At 66.4% G+C, this 20,819-nt stretch carries 19 protein-coding genes; 5 read left to right on the top strand and 14 right to left on the bottom strand.

Annotated features, from left to right (window positions below):
* Positions 1-42 precede the first annotated feature (42 nt).
* Positions 43-852 carry an SDR family oxidoreductase gene (locus tag Q8814_RS00785; protein WP_330150086.1) on the bottom strand — a complete coding sequence of 270 codons (810 nt, stop codon included), beginning with the start codon at positions 850-852 and terminating at the stop codon, positions 43-45.
* A 315-nt stretch (positions 853-1,167) separates the two neighbouring features.
* On the opposite strand from Q8814_RS00785, the gene Q8814_RS00780 reads away from it, so the two are divergent.
* Complete coding sequence (locus Q8814_RS00780; RefSeq protein WP_408015794.1) at positions 1,168-1,965, top strand: M23 family metallopeptidase; 798 nt, start codon at positions 1,168-1,170, stop codon at positions 1,963-1,965.
* A 61-nt stretch (positions 1,966-2,026) separates the two neighbouring features.
* Here Q8814_RS00780 and Q8814_RS00775 read toward each other — a convergent pair whose 3' ends face one another.
* From Q8814_RS00775 to Q8814_RS00765, 3 genes are all read right to left on the bottom strand, one after another.
* A complete protein-coding gene (locus Q8814_RS00775; RefSeq protein WP_330150085.1) occupies positions 2,027-3,016 on the bottom strand; it encodes a phytoene/squalene synthase family protein in 990 nt (329 codons plus the stop codon).
* Positions 3,009-4,646, bottom strand: coding sequence for a phytoene desaturase family protein (gene crtI, locus Q8814_RS00770; RefSeq protein ID WP_330150084.1), 1,638 nt, complete (start codon positions 4,644-4,646; stop codon positions 3,009-3,011). The genes Q8814_RS00775 and crtI overlap by 8 nt, the downstream gene beginning before the upstream one ends.
* 436 nt (positions 4,647-5,082) lie before the next feature.
* Entirely contained in the window at positions 5,083-7,053 is a 1,971-nt protein-coding gene (locus Q8814_RS00765) for a M13 family metallopeptidase (RefSeq protein ID WP_330150083.1), read from the bottom strand.
* Between the two features lie 229 nt (positions 7,054-7,282).
* Between Q8814_RS00765 and Q8814_RS00760 the strand changes: the two genes are divergently transcribed.
* Positions 7,283-8,437, top strand: coding sequence for a serine hydrolase domain-containing protein (locus tag Q8814_RS00760; protein ID WP_330150129.1), 1,155 nt, complete (start codon positions 7,283-7,285; stop codon positions 8,435-8,437).
* A 36-nt stretch (positions 8,438-8,473) separates the two neighbouring features.
* Here Q8814_RS00760 and paaK read toward each other — a convergent pair whose 3' ends face one another.
* The 10 genes from paaK to Q8814_RS00710 all read right to left on the bottom strand — a co-directional run bounded on the left by paaK (position 8,474) and on the right by Q8814_RS00710 (position 17,586).
* Positions 8,474-9,775 (bottom strand): phenylacetate--CoA ligase PaaK, encoded by a 1,302-nt coding sequence (gene paaK, locus Q8814_RS00755; protein WP_330150082.1) that lies wholly within the window; start codon positions 9,773-9,775, stop codon positions 8,474-8,476.
* A gap of 221 nt (positions 9,776-9,996) precedes the next feature.
* Positions 9,997-11,094 carry a 1,2-phenylacetyl-CoA epoxidase subunit PaaE gene (gene paaE / locus Q8814_RS00750; protein WP_330150081.1) on the bottom strand — a complete coding sequence of 366 codons (1,098 nt, stop codon included), beginning with the start codon at positions 11,092-11,094 and terminating at the stop codon, positions 9,997-9,999.
* A gap of 1 nt (position 11,095) precedes the next feature.
* Complete coding sequence (paaD, locus tag Q8814_RS00745) at positions 11,096-11,614, bottom strand: 1,2-phenylacetyl-CoA epoxidase subunit PaaD (protein WP_408015790.1); 519 nt, start codon at positions 11,612-11,614, stop codon at positions 11,096-11,098.
* Entirely contained in the window at positions 11,608-12,525 is a 918-nt protein-coding gene (paaC, locus tag Q8814_RS00740) for a 1,2-phenylacetyl-CoA epoxidase subunit PaaC (protein WP_330150079.1), read from the bottom strand. Before paaC ends, paaD begins: the two co-directional genes overlap by 7 nt.
* 10 nt (positions 12,526-12,535) lie before the next feature.
* Complete coding sequence (gene paaB / locus Q8814_RS00735) at positions 12,536-12,904, bottom strand: 1,2-phenylacetyl-CoA epoxidase subunit PaaB (RefSeq protein WP_330150078.1); 369 nt, start codon at positions 12,902-12,904, stop codon at positions 12,536-12,538.
* Positions 12,901-13,836 carry a 1,2-phenylacetyl-CoA epoxidase subunit PaaA gene (gene paaA, locus Q8814_RS00730; protein ID WP_408015793.1) on the bottom strand — a complete coding sequence of 312 codons (936 nt, stop codon included), beginning with the start codon at positions 13,834-13,836 and terminating at the stop codon, positions 12,901-12,903. The genes paaB and paaA overlap by 4 nt, the downstream gene beginning before the upstream one ends.
* Positions 13,837-13,959: 123 nt before the next feature.
* Complete coding sequence (locus Q8814_RS00725) at positions 13,960-14,757, bottom strand: enoyl-CoA hydratase/isomerase family protein (protein WP_330150076.1); 798 nt, start codon at positions 14,755-14,757, stop codon at positions 13,960-13,962.
* On the bottom strand, positions 14,754-15,635 hold the full coding sequence (locus Q8814_RS00720) for a 3-hydroxyacyl-CoA dehydrogenase family protein (RefSeq protein WP_330150075.1): 882 nt from the start codon (positions 15,633-15,635) through the stop codon (positions 14,754-14,756). Before Q8814_RS00720 ends, Q8814_RS00725 begins: the two co-directional genes overlap by 4 nt.
* Positions 15,632-16,369 (bottom strand): enoyl-CoA hydratase/isomerase family protein, encoded by a 738-nt coding sequence (locus Q8814_RS00715; protein ID WP_330150074.1) that lies wholly within the window; start codon positions 16,367-16,369, stop codon positions 15,632-15,634. Before Q8814_RS00715 ends, Q8814_RS00720 begins: the two co-directional genes overlap by 4 nt.
* Complete coding sequence (locus Q8814_RS00710; protein WP_330150073.1) at positions 16,366-17,586, bottom strand: thiolase family protein; 1,221 nt, start codon at positions 17,584-17,586, stop codon at positions 16,366-16,368. The genes Q8814_RS00715 and Q8814_RS00710 overlap by 4 nt, the downstream gene beginning before the upstream one ends.
* 112 nt (positions 17,587-17,698) lie before the next feature.
* Between Q8814_RS00710 and Q8814_RS00705 the strand changes: the two genes are divergently transcribed.
* The 3 genes from Q8814_RS00705 (at position 17,699) to Q8814_RS00695 (ending at position 20,768) form a co-directional block, all read left to right on the top strand.
* Positions 17,699-18,310 carry a TetR/AcrR family transcriptional regulator gene (locus Q8814_RS00705; RefSeq protein ID WP_330150072.1) on the top strand — a complete coding sequence of 204 codons (612 nt, stop codon included), beginning with the start codon at positions 17,699-17,701 and terminating at the stop codon, positions 18,308-18,310.
* A gap of 101 nt (positions 18,311-18,411) precedes the next feature.
* On the top strand, positions 18,412-20,457 hold the full coding sequence (gene paaZ / locus Q8814_RS00700) for a phenylacetic acid degradation bifunctional protein PaaZ (protein WP_330150071.1): 2,046 nt from the start codon (positions 18,412-18,414) through the stop codon (positions 20,455-20,457).
* Positions 20,454-20,768 (top strand): EthD family reductase, encoded by a 315-nt coding sequence (locus tag Q8814_RS00695; RefSeq protein WP_330150070.1) that lies wholly within the window; start codon positions 20,454-20,456, stop codon positions 20,766-20,768. Before paaZ ends, Q8814_RS00695 begins: the two co-directional genes overlap by 4 nt.
* Positions 20,769-20,819: the final 51 nt, after the last annotated feature.

The raw sequence follows: 20,819 nt of genomic DNA, 5'->3' as shown, positions 1-20,819 counted from the left end.
TTCTCGGTACAGGGACGATGCGGTGGGGTGGCCGGCGCGGTCTCACAGTTCGCGCCACGCGGACCCGGCGTTGTCGTGTCCGTGGGCGGCCATGAGCGTGAGTCCGCCGTCGACGGTCACCGAGGATCCGGTCACGTAGGAAGACCGCGGTGACGCGAGGAACGCGACCACCGCTGCGACCTCGTTGACGTGGCCGGGTCGACCGACGGGATTGCCGGGGCGCTCCTCGTGATAGGCCTGGGATTCGTCCATTCCCGTCATCGGCGTCGAGATTTCACCGGGAGCAACCGAATTGACCAGTACTCCGTGCCGGCTCAGTTCGAGGGCGAGGCAGCGGGTGAGCATTCCCAGGCCCGCCTTCGCGCTGCAGTACGCCGCGGCTCCCAGGCGCGGTACATGCTCGTGCACGCTCGTGACGTTGATGATGCGCCCGCCCCGGCCGGAGTCGACCATGCGCCGAGCGGCGCGCTGTGCGCACAGGAACGGGCCGTCGAGGTCGGTCGCGAGGACTTCACGCCACCGCTCGTAGGTCACGTCGAAGATGTGGTCGCTGTGGCCGGTGCCGGCGTTGTTCACCAGTACGCCGAGCCCGCCGAGCTCGTCCGCGAGGGTGTCGATGACGTCGGCAGTGTCCGGACGGGTCAGATCCTGCCGGTGCACGACACAGCGGCCGCCACGCTCTTCGATTGCCGACCGGGTGTCGTGTGCGCCGGTTTCGTCGGTGTGAAAGGTGATGCCGACGTCGAATCCGTCGAATGCGAGTAGTTCCGCCACGGCGCGACCGATACCCGAGTCGGCGCCGGTCACTATCGCGAACCGCTCCGGGGCGGGGACGGGCGTGGAGTTCGTCATGAGTGCGGGCTACCCGCCTCAGGGAGGGTTACACGCAGTCTCCGCAACCCCGCGAGTACCCACCGCCGGAACCTTCGAAGCCATGACCTCCGTCACTTTCGCGTGGCCGCGGGCCGAAACCGACGAGGTCGTGTGTGGTTCATGTGACTCGGGTGAAGCCGCAATCGGGCGGTTCATTCCCGATCGGTCTCTTTTTTGTCAACACGACGCGCTCTGAATCGCGGGTTGGGTAGTAGTCTGTGACGAAATCGTAACCCGTTCGTTATTGAGGGCCCGTCGCAGAGGAAACCTGTTTTGTCTTTCACCCCCGAGAACATCACCAACGCCCGCCCCACCCGGCGCCGTCAGGCAGCTCGTGTGGGCAAATGGGCATCAGTGGCGCTCGTCGCCGGAACCGTGACCCTGACCGGAACCACCGCAGCACACGCCACCAACCAGCCTGCCCGCGTCGAGACGGGTGCTGCATGGACCGGCACGACCGAATCGCTGTCCACCGCGCCGCAGGTCTTGAAGGTCGCCGGCGTCGAGTCCGCCGACTACGCCGAGAAGTTGCGCCGCGCCACCGAGCGTGAGGCACAGCGTCTCGCCGAGGCTGCCGCTCTCCAGGCCGAAGCGGACCGTATCGCTCGCGAGGCGGCCGAGCAGGCGGCGGCGCAGGCTGCACGTGAGGCGGCCGAGCAGGCGGCGCGTGAGGAAGCGGCGCGTCGACCGGCCGTTGCGTTCCCGGCGGCCGGTACCTTCACCTCCGGCTTCGGGCCGCGGTGGGGCACGAGCCACAACGGTATCGACATCGCCAACTCCATCGGCACCCCGATCCTGTCGGTCACCAACGGCACCGTGCTCGAGAGCGGTCCCGCCTCCGGATTCGGACTGTGGGTGCGCATCGCACAGGACGACGGCACCATCGCCGTCTTCGGTCACATCGACCGGTCGCTGGTCTCGGCCGGACAGCAGGTCCATGCGGGACAGCAGATCGCCACGATGGGTAACCGCGGCCAGTCGACCGGCCCCCACCTCCACTTCGAGGTGTGGCACGCCAACGGAACCAAGATCGACCCGGCGCCGTGGCTCGCGGCGCGCGGTGTGCCGATCAACGGTGGACGTCTGGGCTGACCGGCCTCGGCCGGACAGAACCTCCGCGAGCGCGGAGTGCACGGTCGCCGGTCGGCGTCGGTCAGGTGCCGGGCTGTCCGGAGCGGGTGCGGATCCTGCCTCGCAGCGCCAACCGTGCGTGGAGGGCGACCCACCCGGCTTCTGCCAGCCGAGGCGCCGCCACCGACAGTCGGCGCCGCTGGGGTACGCGTGCCCGCTGGTGGAGCACGCGGTATCCGCTGTCCTCCACCTCTCGCAGGATGTCGCCGTACAACACGAATGCGGTGCGCATCGCGGGCCGCACCACCGCGTCGAGCATGTCGATGCCCGGTTCGGCCTTCCGGTACACCGTCCGGGTGTGTGCGATCAGGTGTGCGAGTGCGCGGTCGAGTCTGACGTCGTTGCGACCGGTGGTCCGGCAGTAGTGCAGTAGATCCTCGTCGACTCCGAAGGCGTTCAGTTCGTCGGTCGGCAGATAGATCCGGTCACGGTCGAGATCCTCGCCCATATCGCGGATGAAGTTCGTCAACTGGAAGGCTTCGCCCAGCGCGGCCGCCGGCTCGGCGGCTGCGTCACGGTCTGCTTCGGTGCCCAGAATGGGGAGCATCTCCAACCCGATGACAGCGGCAGAACCGTACATGTACTCCGACAGTTCGTCCATCGTGCGATATCTCGACCGGAACATCTCCGTTCCGGGTATGTCCATCCGCATCGAGTGCAGGAAAGCGTAGTAGTACTCGTGCGAAATGTTGTACCTCGCAGTGGTATCCACCAATGCGCTGAGTACGAGGTCGGATCTGCTGCGCCCCAGGGGCCGCCCGTCGAGTGCTTCCCTGATGCGGTGTTCGAAGGCGTCGAGTTTCGCGGCGGCGACGCGATCCGATTCGACATCGACGTCGACGATGTCGTCGACCATGCGCGCGAAACCGTAGAGCGCATGCACGCCCGCCCGCTTGGCGGCGGGCAGAAGCCTTGTCGCGAGGAAGTATGTCTTCCCGTGGCGCTCGTTCAGTTCGCGGCACAACCGGTAGGCGTGGTGGAGCCTCGGGTCGATCATGTCGAGTTCACCCACGATCGACTCCGATCGGTGAGAGGCCTGAGTGTGCGATGCTGCGTGCTTGCGACGGTTCATTCCCGCTCGACCCGGTGATCCGTTCGGCGGCAAGCCTTCCCGAGATGAGAACCGTCGGTACACCGACACCGGGGGTGGTGCCCGATCCGGCCAGGACGACGTTGCCGAGGCCTCGAACGAGGTTCTTGCGCCGGAACGGTCCGGTCTGACGGAACACGTGTGCCGCGGAGAACGGACTGCCGTCGAGCATTCCCTTGTCCAGCCAGGTTTGCGGGGTGTCGAGACGGTCGACAACCATCGATGTCGTCAAGTTCCGGTAACCCCGCTGCTCCAATGCGATCTGAATCTCCCGCATGTACGGCACGCCCATCCTGGTCCAATCCAGTGGAGCGCCGGCAAGGTTCGGACAGGGCGCCAGGATGGAGACCGGTTCGCTCCGGACACCGTCGCGGACGACGTGCAGCGCCGGATCGGTCACAGCGGGCCGGGTGATCAGCAGGGACGGGTCCTCCATCAGTTTTCCGCGACCGCGGGGCGCGGTGATGCGGGCGAACGTCTCGGACCACTGTTCGCCGAAATCGATGGTGTGGTGGGCGGCCGACGGCCACGACTCCGTCACCTCGGTGGGAACCGTGCCGTGGAAGACGACGGCCGACGGCGACGCGACGGAAGAACCCCGCCTCCGGCCCGCGGAGGTGACGCCTGCGCGGTCGAGCAGTCGGTCGACCACCGGAAGGTCCGGGGTGAGCACGAGTGCATCGCACGCGAACCGGCGACCGTCCGCAGTCCGGACGCCCGTCGCGCGTTTGTCCTCGATGTCCAGCCCGGATACCTCTGCACCGGTATGCACCGATCCACCGTGGCGGATGAGCGCATCGGCCATTGCCTCGGCGATGGCGGACATGCCGCCCACCGGAAAGAAGACTCCGAGCGAGGTGTCCATGTGCGCGATGGCGCCGTACACGCCCAACGCCTTCGACGGGGCCATTCCCGCATACAACGCCTGGAACGTGAAGATGCGTCGCAGCCGTTCGTCTCGGACGAAGGATCCGACCCGCGGTCCGAGACGGCCGAAGCCCCCCAGCCGTGCCAGAGTGGCCGTGTCGCGCAGGGCCGAGGGGGACGACACGAGATCGAGCGGTGAATCGAAGTTGGAATCGATGAAGCGGTCGAACTCGGTGTCGAAGATCGATTCGAGCCAGCGCCGCAGCTTACGGTATCCGTCGGCTTCGTCGGGGCCGCAGACTCTTTCGACCTCGGCTGCCATCAGGGACGGATCGGAGTACACATTCAGGGAACTGCCGTCGGCGTAGCGGGCGTGGTAACTCGGGGACAGTTCGGCCAACGTGAGCGCGGGCGTGGTCGAATCGAAGGACTCACCCACTGCGGCGAGTGCGTCGGCGATCAAGGTGGGCATGGTGAGGACGCTGGCGCCGTTGTCGATGTCGTACAGGTAACGACCGGAATCGTCGTGTACCCGGTAGGTGCCGACCCGTCCGCCGACCGTGCTCTCCCGCTCGAGGACGGTGACCTGTTTTCCCGCGCCGGTGAGATGGAGCGCAGCAGCGAGACCGGCGAGCCCGGCTCCGACCACGACTACCGAATCGACACGGCCCGTCACGGCCTTCATGATCGACCGCCGGTCGCGTGGTGCGTGTGCACCGAGGAGGTTCTCATGGGAGCCGCCGATCGTCCGTGGCGAAGGTTTCCTGGAATGATTCGTCCCTCGATTCGGGCAACGTTCTGTTCTCTACACGACGGCTTGCATCCATGAACATCTGAAGAAATCCCACTCCTGCCGTGGCCGGGTGCAGACCACCGTTCCGAGGAGAATCAGCGGTGGGAGTGGCCATGGTCAGGTTCCTGCCCGTGCGCGCATGAGGACTGCTCCTTCTCGTTGTCACCGTACCGACCGAGGTCGTCAGGTCGCCGGCACTGCGCCGTCTGTGGGGTATTCGGAGCCGCGACACAGGGGGATGGGTGACAACTCGAAAGAGATTTTTCGACGGTTCGTCAACAGGGCCCCACGCATGCTCGATGCGCGGGGCCCTGTCTGCTTTGTCTGGTTACCAGATCTTCACGCGCTCCGCGGGTTCGAGGTAGAGCGCGTCGTCGGGCTCGACGTCGAATGCGTCGTAGAACGCGTCGATGTTGCGTACCACGCCGTTGCAGCGGAACTCGGGGGGTGAATGCGGGTCGACCGCGAGGCGTCGCAGCGCCTCCTCGTCGCGGACCTTCGTCCGCCACACCTGTGCCCACCCGAAGAACACCCGCTGCAGACCGGTCAGGCCGTCGAGCACCGGCGCCTGCTTGCCGTCCAGTGCGATCTCGTACGCCTTCAGTGCAATCGACAGTCCACCCAGATCGCCGATGTTCTCGCCGATCGTGAAGCTGCCGTTGACGCGGTGCCCGGAGAGCGCCTTGGGCTCGAACTCGTCGTACTGCGCGATCAGAGCGGCGGTGCGCTTACCGAATTCGGTGCGGTCCGAATCGGTCCACCAGTTCTCGAGATTTCCGTCGCCGTCGTACTTGGCGCCCTGATCGTCGAACCCGTGCCCGATCTCGTGGCCGATGACCGCACCGATCCCGCCGTAGTTCGCGGCGTCATCGGCATGCAGGTCGAAGAAGGGCGGCTGGAGAATCGCTGCAGGGAAGACGATTTCGTTCATTCCCGGGTTGTAGTAGGCATTGACCGTCTGCGGCGTCATGAACCACTCGTCGCGATCCACAGGCCCACCGAGCTTGCCCAACTCCCGGTCGTACTCGGCTGCGAAGCCGCTGCGATAGTTGCCGACCAGATCGTCGGGCGTGATGTTCACGGCCGAGTAGTCGCGCCACTTGTCCGGATAGCCGACCTTCGGGGTGAACTTGTCGAGCTTGCGCAACGCGGCGTCGCGCGTGGCGGGACTCATCCACTCGAGGTCGGTGATGCTGCGCCGATACGCTTCCTTCAGGTTCTCCACGAGCACCTGCATGCGGGCCTTCGCCTCCGCCGGGAAATGACGTTCGATGTAGAGCTTGCCGACGGCTTCTCCGAGAAGGTCCTGGACCAGCGACACCCCGCGCTTCCAGCGGTCGCGGATCTCCTGCGCGCCGGTCAGCGTCCGGCCGTAGAAGCCGAAATTCTCCTCGACGACGGCCTCGGTCAGATACGGGGCACGGGCCCGCAGCACATTCCATGCAGCCCATGCCTTCCAATCGTCGAGCGATTCGCCGGCCCACAGCTGCGCGAACGTGTCGAGGAAGCTCGGTTGCCGGACCACGATCTCGTTCCACTGCTCGGTGGTCGCGCCGGTCGCGCCGATCCATCCGGTCCAGTCGAACTGCGGATGATCGGCGATCAACGAGTCGAGGGTGACCAGGTTGTAGGTGAGGTCGGCGTCGCGGCGCTTGACCACGTCCCAGTGACCCGCCGCCAGCTTCGTCTCGAGCGTCAGCACCCGCGCCGGGTCATGGTCCGATCCGGCGAGCGCGAACATCCGGCCGATATGCGCGAGGTATTGGTCGCGTATCTCGGCGTAGTTCTCCTCGCGGTAGTACGACTCGTCGGGCAGTCCCAGGCCGGCCTGCGCGATGTGCACGAGGTAGCGCTCGGAGTTCTTCGAATCGGTGTCGACATAGTGGCCGATCGCGCCCCCCACCCCGACGCGCTGCAACCGGCCGAGCACCGCGGCCAGCGCGGCGCGATCGTCGGCGCCGGCCACAGCCGCCAGTTCGTCGGCGATCGGCTCGAAACCGGCGGCCTCGACCGTCTCCGTGCCCATGAAGCTGGTGAACAGGTCGCCGATCTTCTGCGCATCGCTACCGGGAGCGGCGTCCGATGCGGCGGCCTCCTCGATGATCGTGCGCACATCCACCTCGGCCTTGTCGGCCAGTGTGCGGAACGCGCCGTCGAGCGCCCGGTCCGCGGGAATCCGATGTTCGGCGAGCCATCGGCCGTTGACGTGCTCGAACAGGTCGTCCTGGGCGCGGGTGCCCTCGTCGACGTGGGCGAGGTCGATTCCGGATCGGGTCTCCGAGTTCTGCACGATCGTCATGACGTCCATCCTTACACCGAATGAGGCGGGTGTGCAGGGACCGGCCCCGAGGGACGAACTCCCGACGCCGAACCGGTCGAACGTCCCCGTCCGTCGACAGCTGGCCCTACCATCGGGTCAAGGAGCGATCACGCGTGCTGGTTTCGGTGTATACGCGGTCCGATGCACGGTTCCGGTGCATACGGTGAGGAGACGGTGGGTGAGCGCGGAGGAGTTGCCGGCGACACAGATGCTCGTCGACCCCAGGTTCATGCCGGTGGTGGACCTGTTTTTCCGGATGTTCTACAAACCGGCGCAGGGCGGCGGTGCACTTGCCATCTATCTGCACGGCGAACCGGTGGTCGATGTGTGGGCGGGATGGGCGGCCCGCGACAGGCGCTGGACCCGCGACACGGTCGTACTGTCCTTCTCGACCGGTAAAGGGGTGGCCAGTACGGTGCTGCACCGGCTGGCCGAACGCGGTCTCGTGGCGTACGACGACCCGGTGGCCGAGTACTGGCCGGAGTTCGCGGCAGCCGGCAAGGACGACATCACGGTGCGCCAACTCATGTCGCACCGCGCCGGCCTGCACCGGGCACGCGGCTTGGTCCCGGGCCGATTCGGGCTGCTCGACTCGGACGCTGTGGCCGCCGCGCTCGCAGCCACGCCCCCGGACCCGCGCAGGCTCACCGGTCCCGGCTATCACGCCGTGACGTACGGCAACCTCGTCGCGGAAGTAGCGTCACGCGCGTCCGGGCAGTCCTTCGAAGAACTCGTGTGCCAGGAGATCGCCGAGCCGCTCGGCATGAACGAGTTCTGGTACCGGGTGCCCGACGAAGAGCGCCATCGCATCGCCCGCGTCTTCCCGAAGGTCAATTTCCTGCCGGCACCGTGGACCACCACCGCGACGGTCATGTCGCGTCTGCCCGGTGTCCGCGGGCTCGCCGAAGCGGGAATGGCCGAAGGATTCGACGAGCTGATGCGCAGCCCGCAGGCACACGACGCCGTGATGCCCGGATGGAACGGTGTGTTCACGGCCCGCGCCCTGGCACGGATGTATGCGGCGCTCGCGAACGGCGGCGCGATCGACGACGTCCGACTGCTGAAGGAAGACACCGTCGCGCAGCTACTCGAGGTGCAGACCCGCCGTCGCGACTATGTGCTCGGGATCCGGGCAAACTGGCGACTCGGCTACCATCCCGGCTGGGTTGCGTTGCGGGAGCAGCCGTTACGTTCCGTCGGGCATTACGGATTCGGTGGCTCGGGGGCCTTTGCCGATCCCGAAACCGGTCTGTCGATCGCGTTCGTGACGAACCGCATGGGCAACACGTTCACCACGGTCTCGGACGGCCGCTTCCCGAGGCTCGGGGCAGCGGCCGTCACCGCCGCGCGCCGCGCCGGATAGGTGCGGCCGATTCGGTAGCCGAGACGACCTACGAGTTCAGTCCGGCCGGTTGTCGATGAGACGGCGCGCTTTGCCGAGGGAACGCTCGAGACCGGAAGGATCGATGACCTCGACAGCCACGGTGACACCGATGCGGTTCTTGATCAGCTTCTGGAGGGCATCGCCGGCGGGGGCACGCAGTCCGGTGGGGACATCGGGCCGGGCTTCGACACGGACGGTCAGGGTGTCCATCCGTCCCGGCCGGTCGAGGACGCACTGGAACTGTGGGGCCAGGGCCGGCACGTTGAGAATCAGCTCTTCGATCTGGGTGGGGAACAGGTTGACCCCGCGCAGAATGATCATGTCGTCGGTGCGGCCGGTGACCTTCTGCATCCGGCGCATCGACCGGGCGGTGCCGGGCAGCAGGCGGGTGAGGTCACGGGTGCGGTACCGAATGACCGGAAGTGCTTCCTTGGTCAGCGAGGTGAACACCAACTCGCCCTCCTCTCCGTCGGGCAACACCTCCCCGGTGATCGGATCGATGATTTCGGGGTAGAAGTGGTCTTCCCAGATATGCAGTCCGTCTTTGCTTTCGACGCATTCCATCGCCACACCGGGGCCCATGATCTCGGACAACCCGTAGATGTCGACAGCGTCGATGCCGACCTGCTGTTCGATCTCGGTGCGCATCTGTTCGGTCCACGGTTCGGCGCCGAACACGCCGTTCCGGAGAGATGTGGAAGCGGGGTCGATTCCCTTCTTGATCATCGCGTCGATGATGGTGAGCATGTAGGAGGGCGTCACCATGATGGCGTCCGGCCGGAAGTCCTCGATCAACTGGATCTGCCGGTCCGTCATGCCTCCGGACATCGGAATGACCGTGGCGCCGAGCCGCTCCGCTCCGTAATGGGCGCCGAGCCCGCCGGTGAACAGGCCGTATCCGTAGGCCACGTGCACCTTGTCGCCGGGACGGACACCACCGGCACGCATGCTGCGGGCGACCAGATCCGCCCAGTTGTCCAGGTCTTTGGCGGTGTAACCGACGACGGTGGGCCGACCGGTGGTACCGGAGGAAGCATGAATTCGCGCAACCTCGTGCTGCGGAACGGCAAACATGCCGAATGGATAGTTCTGGCGCAGATCGGCTTTGGTGGTGAGTGGATACTTCGCCAGGTCCTTCAGATCCTTCAGTTCCGACGGGTGTACTCCGGCGGCGTCGAAGGATGCACGGTAGTGCGGCACGTTGTCGTACGCATGCTGCAGTGACCAGCGCAGTCGTTCGAGTTGCAGGGCCGAGATCTCGTCGCGGGAGGCGAACTCGATGGCGCTGGTCGTTGCTTGTTCCTGCAGCACGGTCATAGGGTGCTCCTCAATGTTTTCGCTCGGAAGGAATGTGTTCGCTCGGAAGGCCGCGGCGCAATGCCTTCGGTGGCCCGCGGAATCTGTGTCCGGGAATGTGGACGGGGATGGTTTTCGTCGTGGCACATGGCCGTGGCACATGTTCGGTGTCTCTACGCCGACAACCGGGCGTCGATCACTTTTCGGTTCGCCCTGCGTGCGAAGGCGAGCTCACACCGGGGTCAGGCGTCGAAATCGATGGTCACCGCGTCGCCGGTCGGGAGGGTTTGGCAGGTCAGGACAAATCCGGCAGCAACTTCGCTTTCTTCGAGTGCATAGTTGCGAAGCATCTGTGCCGTGCCCGAGGTGACCTTTGCGCGGCAGGTGCCACACACCCCGCCCTTGCAGGCGAACGGCATGTCCGAGCGCATCACTTCGGCCGCGTCGAGGATGTTCTGTTCTCGGGGGAGTGTGCCCGTGGTGCTGCGTCCGTCGAGAATGATGGTGACCTCACTGGAGGGACCTTCGACGCCGGGTTCACGGTGGATCTCTTGCGCCGGGGGAACGTCGTCGACATAGAACAGTTCGTGGTGGATACGACTGCCGGGGATGCCGAACTCGCCGAGCACCTCCTGTGCGTCGGTCACCATGCCGTAGGGGCCGCACAGCCACACGTCGTCGATGTCGGAGGTGGGGACGACCGCGGAAAGGATGCCGCGTAGACGGTCGGCGTCGAGCCGGCCGCTGAACAGTTCGACGTCGCGCGGCTCGCGGGACAGCACGTGGATGACTTCGAGTCGGGAGCCGTAGCGGTCTTTGAGATCGGCGATTTCCTCTGTGAACATCACCGAGCGGGTGCGCCTGTTGCCGTAGATCAGCACGACCCGGGAGTCGGGGTTCTCGAGCACGGACGCCGCGATCGAGAGCATCGGCGTGATTCCGGACCCGGCGGCGATCAACAGGTGGCGCGCGGCGACGTCGGGATCGGCGACGAAGGTGCCGGTGGGTACCTGGACATCGATGCGGTCGCCGGCGCGGACGTCGTTGACGAGCCAGGTGGAGAACAGGCCGCCGGGAACCTGCCGGGCCCCGACACGCGGGGAGTGACCGGCCGGTGAGCAGATCGAGTAGGACCGGCGGTGTTCGACACCGTCGATCACACGGCGAAGGGTGAGCGACTGTCCGGGCTCGAAGTCGAACTCGGCAGTGAGATCGCTGGGGACGGCGAAGGTGACTGCGACGGCATCGTCGCACAGGTGTTCGATGTCGGCCACCTCGAGCTGGTGGAAGTCGCGCTTGCGGGATGCGCGGCGGGTGCCGGGAGATTCGACGGTTGTCATCTCAAATTTCCTTCACGTGGTCGAACGGTTCGAGGCACGCCGTGCACCGGTAGTGGGCCTTGCACAGGGTGGCTCCGAACTCCGAGATCAGTTCTGTGCTGGGTGAGCCGCACTGAGGGCAGGTCAGCGCGCGGGACCGGGTGGTCAGGGTGAGCGGCACGGGGCCGTTCGTGCGGAGGGGCGCGGGACCGGGGGTCGAGTACCCGGCTTCGCGCAGCTTGCGCCGGCCGGCTTCGCTGATCCAGTCGCTGCTCCAGGGCGGGGTGAGGGTGGTATCGACGCGGACGTCGCAGTAGCCGTGCCGAGTCAGGCGATGTTCGATATCGGCACGCATGGTTGCGATTGCGGGACAGCCGGAGTAGGTCGGAGTGATCGTGACGATCACCGAACCGTCCGCGTTCACCTCGACGTTGCGGACGACACCGAGATCGGCCAGGGTCAGCATCGGCATCTCGGGGTCGGGAACCGACTCGGCCAATTCGCGAGCGCTCACGCGCACCGGGGCGGCCACGATCACCACTTCCCTTCCGGGTGGGCCCGCGCAACAGACTGCATTTCGGCGAGCAGCAGTCCGAGCGCTTCGGTATGCATACCGCGCCGGCCGGCACGCCCTCCGACGGTGCCGACGGAGGAAGGCTGCGGCAGAACGAGTTCCGCAGCATGGAGTACCCGGCCGATCACCGCATCGAACTCTTCGCGGACAGTGCCCGGATCGACGGCCACGCCCGCGGCCGAGAGCGTGAGTTCGTCCTCGGTGGGAGTGAACAGTTCGGGCGTGTACGGCCAGACGAAGTCGAGGGCCTCGTGCATGCGGCGACGGGATTCGGGCGTGCCGCAACCGAGGACCACGGTCCAGTGCGCGGCGTAGTCGCGGTGATAGGTCAGTTCCTGGGTGCCCTTGGCGGCGACGGCAGCCAGGACGGGATCCCTGCTCTCGCGCAGGCGGCCGAATACGGCCAGACGCCAGGTTGCGAGGACGAGAATGCGCACGATGGTGCGGGCGAAGTCGCCGTTGTCGATTTCGCACAGGCGGACGCAGCGCATCTGCGACTCGGACCGGAAGTAGGCCAGGGCGTCCTCTGCCGGGACGGGGGAGGTCTCGGAGATGAACGGAACGACGGTCGGGTCGGCGGCAGCGGCGCGCGCCAGGAGCAGACGGGCCTGTCCGAGCAGGTCGAGCCCGATGTTGGCCAGGGCCATCTCTTCTTCGAGTTCGGGTGCGCGGGCGCACCATTCGGAGAGCCGGTGCGAGGAGATCAGCGCGTCGTCCCCGAGCATGAGGCAGTACCGGGCCAGTGCTGCGAGGTCGACGTCGTCGGGGACGGAGGTGTCGACGCCGGCGAGGGGGTCATCGAAGTTGGTGCCGAAGGCCCACTGTCCGTGGTTGTCTTCGTCCACCAGGCCCCCGTAGGCGTTGTCGTGATCGATCATGGTGTGCGCCTCACATGTGGGGGATGTTGTCGGGGATGTCGTAGAACGTGGGGTGGCGGTAGACCTTGTCTCCGCTGGGAGCGAAGAACGGGTCCTTCTCCGAGGGGCTGGACGCGACCATCGCGGTGGAGGGCACGACCCAGATACTGACACCTTCGTTGCGGCGGGTGTAGACGTCGCGGGCGTGGCACAGTGCCATCGTGTCGTCCGGGGCGTGCAGGGATCCGACGTGGACGTGGTTGAGGCCTCGCTTACCGCGGACGAATACCTCGTACAGCGGCCAATCGGCTTTCACCTGTGCCGTTTCGGTGTTCACCGGCACGCCGGCGATGGGGGCGGCGCCGTGGCCGTCTGCTGCTGTGAGCTGCGTATCTGTCATTTCTGCGAGCCTTCTCGTTCACGGGCGGCGAAGACCGTTGCGGCCTCGCGTACCCAGGCGCCGTTCTCGTGTGCGGCGCGGCGATTGGTGATGCGTTCGACGTTGCAGGCGCCGTTGCCCTCGATGACGGCCCGGAATTCGCTCCAGTCGGGCTCGCCGAAGTCGTAGTGCCGGCGCTCTTCGTTCCAGGAGAGGTTCGGGTCGGGGAAGGTGACACCGAGCGCTTCGGCCTGGGGGATGCTCATATCGACGAATCGCTGACGGAGTTCATCGTTGGTGTGGCGTTTGATGCGCCAGTTCATCGACTGTTCGGTGTTGGGTGATTCGTCGTCCGGTGGGCCGAACATCATCAGCGCCGGCCACCACCAGCGGTCGACCGACTCCTGGACCATCTCTCGCTGGGCGTCGGTCCCCTGCATCATGGTCATGAGCAGTTCGTAGCCCTGGCGCTGGTGGAACGACTCCTCCTTGCAGACCCGGATCATCGCGCGGCCGTAGGGCCCGAAGCTGCTCCGGCACAAGGGAACCTGATTGCAGATTGCGGCGCCGTCGACGAGCCACCCGATGACGCCGACGTCGGCGAAGGTCAGGGTGGGATAGTTGAAGATCGACGAGTACTTCTGCCGGCCGGAGATCAGTTTTGCGGTGAGGTCGGCGCGGTCGGCGCCGAGGGTTTCGGCGGCGGAGTACAGGTACAGGCCATGTCCGGCTTCGTCTTGGACCTTGGCAAGCAGAATCGACTTGCGTCGCAGCGACGGGGCGCGGGTGATCCAGTTGCCCTCCGGCTGCATTCCGATGATCTCGGAGTGTGCGTGCTGGGCAATCTGCCGGATCAGGGTCTTGCGGTAGCCCTCCGGCATCCAGTCGCGCGGCTCGATCCTCTGATCGTCGGCGATGGTGGTGTCGAAGAGTTCCTGAAGGTCCTCTGACATTGTCGCGGTGGTCACATGGCCTCATTTCATTACCGAATATTCGGTCAGTATTAGTATGCGTGGAGAACTGCCTACATGCAAGAGCCGGATCGGGATTTTCTTGCCGAGCCGGCGGATCGGCCGTCAGTGACCGGTGAACACCGGCCGGGACTTGGCCAGGAATGCCTCCACAGCGGCACTGTGGTCGGCGCTGGCGGCGAGCGACTGCTGTGCGAGTCGCTCGCGTTCGAGGGCATCGGTCAGTCCCGGTGATGCGGCTCGCAAAAGCTGCTTGACCTGCCGATATGCCTGAGTGGGACCCTGGGCCAGCCGGAAAGCGAGATCGCGTGAGGCAGTGTCGACGTCCTCGTCCGCCACCACGCGGTGCACCAGCCCCCACGCGGCGGCGTCGGCTGCGCCGAAGTGGTCACCGAGCAGCATCAGTCCGGCGGCCCGGGCGGCGCCTACCGCGTGGACGAGGGTGTGGCTCAAACCCGAATCGCCGGCCAGACCGATACCGGTGAAGGCGGTCGCGAACTTGGCACTCCGGCCGGCAACCCGGATGTCGCCGGCCAGGGCCAACCCGAGCCCCGCACCGACGCACGCGCCGCGAATGGCCACGACGACCGGTACGGACAACTCGGCGACGGCCTGCAGAAGTGGGTTGTAATGCTCACCGACCGTGTCCATCGCGGTGTGCGGGTCGGCGCGCAGGGAATCGACATGCTCACCCAGGTCTTGCCCGACGCAGAAGTTCTTCCCTTCCGCCGTCACGAGCACCGCCCGTACAGCGGAGTCTGCGGCGACCGCTCGGACCGCCGCCAGCAGGGCTTCCTTGGTAGCGACATCGAGTGCATTCGACGCGGCGGCCCGGGTGAGGCTGATCGTCGCCAGTCCCTGGTCGATGTCGACGGTCACGGTGGGGATCTGCGCGGTGGTCATCGTTGCACTCCTGTCTCGGTGGTGGTCCAGTCGAAGAAGCCGTGTCCGCTCTTGCGACCGAGTTCGCCGCGAGCCACTTTCTCTCGCAACAACCGGGGCGGCTCGAAGCGCGGTCCGATGGTGGCTGCGAGGTGCTCGGCGATCGCCAGACGTACATCGAGCCCGACCAGGTCGGTCGAGCGCAGTGGACCCATGGGATGGCGGTAGCCCAGTTCCATGGCGCGGTCGATCGCAGCGGCGTCGGCGACACCGTCTTCGAGCATTCGAATCGCCTCGAGACCGAGGTAGACGCCGAGGCGGCTGGTCGCGAAACCGGGGGAGTCGTTGACGACGACGTCCGTCTTGGCGAGTAGGCCCACCCAGGACACCGCGCGTGCGACCACGGCCGCGGATGTCGCAGGGGCGGTGACGATCTCGACCAGTTCGGAGACCGGAACCGGGTTGAAGAAGTGCATGCCGAGGAACCGCACCGGATTCTCCAGGTTCTTGCCCAGTTCGGCGATGGAGAGGGAACTGGTATTGCTGGCGAGCACCGCGTCGGGCCGCACGACCTTCTCTGCCGCGATCAGAACCTCGACCTTGAGGGTGGCGTTCTCCGGCACGGCTTCGATGACGAGGTCCGTCTCGGGATGCAACTCCGACGGTGAGGCGACGGTGGTCACTCGTTCGAGGATGTCGTCCGGCGTGGAGCCGATGATCTTGCCGCGCTCGTCGGCGCGGTGCAATCCGGTGGCGACTCGCTCGTGGGCGGCGGCCCGGTCGCCCGCCTCGGCGATGACTACTTCGCTGCCGAGGGTGGCGAAGACCTGGGCGATGCCGGCTCCCATGCGGCCACCACCGATTACGGCGACGCGGGTCGGGGCTTGTGTGTCGGTCATTTCTTCTTCTCCAGGAAGGAAGACATGCGGGTGTGCTTGTCCTCGGTTTCGAACAGCACCGCTTGGGCGATGTCGTCGGCGAACGGGTGGGTAGCGGGAGAGTCGACGATGGTTTTGGTCAGGCGCAGCGCCAGCGCAGAGGAACGCCCGATGCGATCGAGCAACCGGTGCGCCGCGTCGAGGTGTTCGCCGGGCTCGACGACGTCGATGACCAGGCCGGTGCGCAGCGCGGTGTCGGCATCGAGGATGTGCCCGCCGAGCAGGACCTGCTTGGCCACCGAGGTACCGACGAGCCGGGGCAGACGATAGGTTGCGCCCGCGGCGGCCATGATGCCCAGGCCGGGTTCGGGATTGCCGAATTTGGTTGTGGTGGTGGCGATTCGGATGTCGCAGGCGTACGCCAGTTCGGCACCACCACCGAGTGCGAATCCGTTGACTGCGGCCACGGTCGGCAGGGGTAGGCGTCCGATCCGGTCGAACAACGTGCGGTTGATACCGGAGAGCGCGTCGTTCCGGGTACGGTCTCGCAATTGCCTGATGTCGGCTCCGCCGGCGAAGTGGTCACCGCGTCCGGTGAGGAGCAGCAGTTTCGGGCGGGCCTCGAGGAGTGCGCACACGGTGTGCAACTCGGCGATCATCTCGGCGGTGATTGCGTTGCGCTGCGCGGGGCGGTCGAGGGTGACGACCACCCGGTCGTCGCGCTCGTCGAGTTCGAGGGTGGTGAAGTCTGTCATGGTGCCTCGATGAGCATGGCGGTGCCTTGGCCGACTCCCACACACAAGGTGGCGAGTCCCCGGCGGGCGTTCTCGCGTTCCATCCGGCCGACCAGGGTCAGCAGGATTCGGGCACCCGAGCAACCGAGGGGGTGGCCGAGGGCGATGGCACCGCCGTCGGCGTTGACGATTCGTTCGTCGATTTTGAGCCGGCGGAGTACGCCCAGCGATTGGGCGGCGAAGGCTTCGTTGAGTTCGACGGCGTCGAGGTCGGCGGTCGACCAATTGGCGCGGTCGAGCACCTTTTGCGTCGCCGGGACCGGCCCGAGACCCATGATCTGCGGTGGTACTCCGGCACTGGCGGACCCGACGATCCGTGCGCGGACGGTCAGGCCGTAGCGCGCGACTGCTTGCTCACCGGCCACCACCAGCGCGGCCGCTCCGTCGGCGAGCGACGAGGACGAGCCTGCGGTGACGATGCCGTCCTTGCGGAACACCGGCTTCAGAGCGGCGAGCTTGTCGAGAGTCGTGCCGCGTCGAGGAGTCTCGTCCACCTCCACCAGTCCGTTCTTCACGGGGACGGGCACGATTTCGCGGCGGAAGTGGCCGGCGTCGACGGCGGCCACCGCGCGTTGCTGGCTGCGCAGGGCGAATGCGTCGCTTTCTTCCCGGGTGATGCCTTCGAGGAGTGCGACCTCTTCGGCCGTTTCACCCATGGGCAGGGTGATTTTGCGGGTGTCGGGTCCGGACCCGGCCGGAACGGTCCTGTCGGCTGCGCTGAATTTCGGGTTGGTGAATCGCCATCCCAGGGAGGTGTCGGCGACCTCGCCGGGGCGTGCCCACGGGGTTCCCGGTTTGGCCATCACCCACGGTGCCCGGGTCATGGACTCGACGCCGCCGGCGACGACGATGTCGGCCTCACCGCTACGGATGAGAGCTGCGGCCTGGGCAACGGCGGTAAGTCCGCTGGCGCAGAGTCTGTTGACCGTGAAGCCCGGAACGGTGTCGGGCAGGCCGGCCAGCAGCACGGCCATGCGGGCGACGTCGCGGTTGTCTTCTCCGGCTTGGTTGGCGGCGCCGAGGATCACCTCGTCGATCGCGTCCGCGGGGACTCCTGCGCGGCGTACCGCTTCGCCGACGACGAGGCCGGCGAGATCGTCGGGACGAACCTGCGCCAAGGCGCCACCGTAGCGACCTTGCGGCGTGCGTGCGCCGTCGACCAGAAAAACTTCGGCCATCCTGTGCTCCTTGTCTGGACTACAGTGAATTTATAACCGAATATTCGGTCGGTAACAAGCTCTGATCCAGTTTTTTTGACATGACATCGGGCGGATAGGACAAGATGAAGCCATGACATCGGCGCGAGTAGTACACCGGACGGGACGCCCGGGCAGGCCCGGATACGACCTCGACTCGCTACTGGCGGTCGCCGTGAAAGTGTTCAACGAAAAAGGCTACGACGGCACCAGCATGGAAGTGCTCTCCCAGCGCCTGGGCATTTCCAAGTCGGCGATCTACCACCATGTCTCCGGTAAGGCCGAACTGCTCGAACTCGCGCTTTCCCGCGCACTCAACGCACTCTTCGCCGCGACCACCGAAGAAGGCGCCGTCACCGGACCGTACATCGACCGGCTCGAGTACCTGGTCCGTCGCGGTGTCGAAGTCCTGGTCGCGGAGCTGCCCTATGTCACGCTGCTGCTTCGCGTGCGCGGCAACACCCAGATGGAACGGCGCGCACTGGCGCGCCGCCGCGAGCTCGACGCGTTCGTCAACGGGCTCGCCCTGGCGGCCGCCGAGGAGGGCGATCTGCCTCCCGGCGTCGATCCGGCCCTGGTCAGCAGGCTGACGTTCGGCATGGTGAACTCCATCGTCGAGTGGTATCGCCCCCGCGCCGACGGTGACGCCGACAACCTCGCCGACACGGTCGTCGCCATCGTCTTCCAAGGCCTGCGGGGTTCCTGAGGTCGGTTCCGTTCGGAGCCGATCGCGATTGTCCCCTTGACAGAGTGGCGGCGCTCACGGATGGTAATTACTGACCGAACGTCCGGTGATATGGAGATACCGTGAGCACTTTGCTTCAGAGCTATGTACAGGGGCGCTGGCACACCGCGCCCGACGAGGGCACCCCGTTGCTCAGCGCCGTGGACAGCCACGAAGTCGCTCGAATTTCGTCGACCGGCGTGGACGTGCCGGGCATGATCGACTACGCCCGCTCGGTGGGAGGGCCGGCTCTGGCGAAACTGACCTTCCACGAACGCGCCGCGGCACTCAAGGCGCTTGCGCTGACCCTGATGGCGGGCAAGGACGAGTTCTACGCGCTCTCCGCTGCTACAGGGGCGACCCCGCGCGACTCGGCCGTCGACATCGACGGCGGCTTCGGCACATTGCTCAGCTACGCGAGCAAGGCCCGGCGTGAACTGCCCAACGACACCGTCTGCCTCGACGGCGATCTCGAACAGCTCGGCAAGAAGGGCACCTTCCTGGGCCAGCACATCTACACCTCACGCCGCGGCGTGGCCGTGCAGATCAACGCCTTCAACTTCCCGGTGTGGGGCTTCCTCGAAAAGCTTGCCCCGGCGTTCATCGCCGGCGTGCCCTCGATCGTCAAGCCGGCCAGTCAGTCCGCGTACCTCACCGAGTTGGTGTTCCGTCGCATCATCGAGTCGGGCCTGCTGCCCGAGGGATCGGTGCAGTTGCTCTGCGGCAGCGCCCGGGGGGTTCTCGACCACCTCGGCGGCCAGGACTCGGTGGCATTCACCGGTTCCGCCGAAACCGCGGCAACGCTGCGCGCGCACCCGAACGTGGTGGGGGCCGGGGTCCATTTCAACGCCGAGGCCGATTCGCTCAACGCGTCCATTCTCGGCACGGACGTCACCCCGGACAGCGAAGAATTCGCCCTCTTCGTCAAGCAACTGGTTACGGAGATGACCGTCAAGGCCGGTCAGAAATGCACCGCGATCCGCCGTGCCTTCGTTCCGGAGTCGCTGGTCGACGACGTCATCGCCGCCGCCGGCGCCCGCCTCGACAAGGTCGTCGTGGGTGCCCCGGGCGTCGAGGGCGTGACCATGGGCGCCCTGGCAGGCATCGACCAGCGCAACGAGGTCCTCGAGTCCTTGCGTGCACTGACCAAGAGCGCCCGCATCGTTCACGGCGACCCGGACAGGGTGGAGGTGGTAGGCGCGGATGCATCCACTGGCGCCTTCCTGTCCCCGATCCTGCTGTGCTGCGACGACCGCGACGCCCACGAACCGCACGAGGTCGAAGCGTTCGGCCCGGTGAGCACCATCATCGGCTATCGGGACAACGCCGATGTCATCGAACTCGTCGCGCGGGGCAAGGGAAGCCTGGTGGCGTCGCTGGTCACCGGCGACACCGCCATCGCCCGTGAGATCGTCCTCGGCCTGGCCCCGTACCACGGTCGTGTTCTCGTGCTCAACCGTGACAACGCCCGCGAGTCAACCGGCCACGGGTCTCCGCTGCCGGTGCTGGTCCACGGGGGTCCCGGTCGCGCCGGTGGCGGTGAGGAACTCGGCGGCATTCGCGGCGTCCTGCACCATATGCAGCGCACCGCGGTCCAGGGCACCCCCAACGTTCTCACCGCTGTGGGGCAGCGCTGGGTTCCGGGGGCCGACCGCACCGAAGGCGTGGTCCACCCGTTCCGGAAGAACCTCGCCGAACTCACGCTCGGTGACACCATCGTCGGTGGTCCACGCAAGGTCACCATCGCCGACATCGAGCATTTCGCCGAGTTCACCGGTGACACCTTCTATGCGCACACCGACGCCGAGGCCGCGGCGGCCAATCCGCTCTTCGGTGGCATCGTCGCCCACGGATACCTCGTGGTGTCACTGGCAGCCGGCCTGTTCGTCGATCCCGCGCCCGGGCCGGTGCTCGCGAACTTCGGCGTCGACCACCTGCGATTCCTCACACCGGTGAAGGCGGAGGACGAGTTGACGGTCACCCTGACCGCGAAACAGATCACCCCTCGCAACAGCGCCGACTACGGTGAAGTCCGCTGGGATGCCGTGGTGAGCAACCAGAACGGGGACGCGGTGGCGACCTACGACGTCCTCACCCTCGTCGCCAAGTCGAGCGGAGAACAGCGATGACCCACCAGATCGTCGTGTGCTACGGCACACCCGCAGACTCGGCGGCATTCGACGAGTACTACCGCACCGTCCACATCCCTCTGGCCGCCGAGGTCCCGGGCCTGTCCGGTTTCACGTGGGGCAAGTGCGCTTCACTGGACAGCGCGGAACCGCCCTACTACGCGGTCGCGCATCTCCGGTTCGACACCGAGCAGCATCTTCGGCGTGCGCTTGCTTCGGACGAGATGAGGGCTGCCGGTCGCGACGTCCGCAACTTCGCCACCGGTGGAGTGACGATGTATACCGAGCATCCCGAAACTGTCACGCGTTGAACGACATACGACGAACTGTCTACGCCGGCCGCAGGGTGTCTCGCACCCTGT

The sequence above is a fragment of the Rhodococcus chondri genome, from assembly GCF_036327435.1.
Lineage (GTDB): Bacteria > Actinomycetota > Actinomycetes > Mycobacteriales > Mycobacteriaceae > Rhodococcus > Rhodococcus chondri.
The sequence above is the reverse complement of the archived record's forward strand: the minus strand, read 5'-3'. Positions and strand labels throughout refer to the sequence as shown.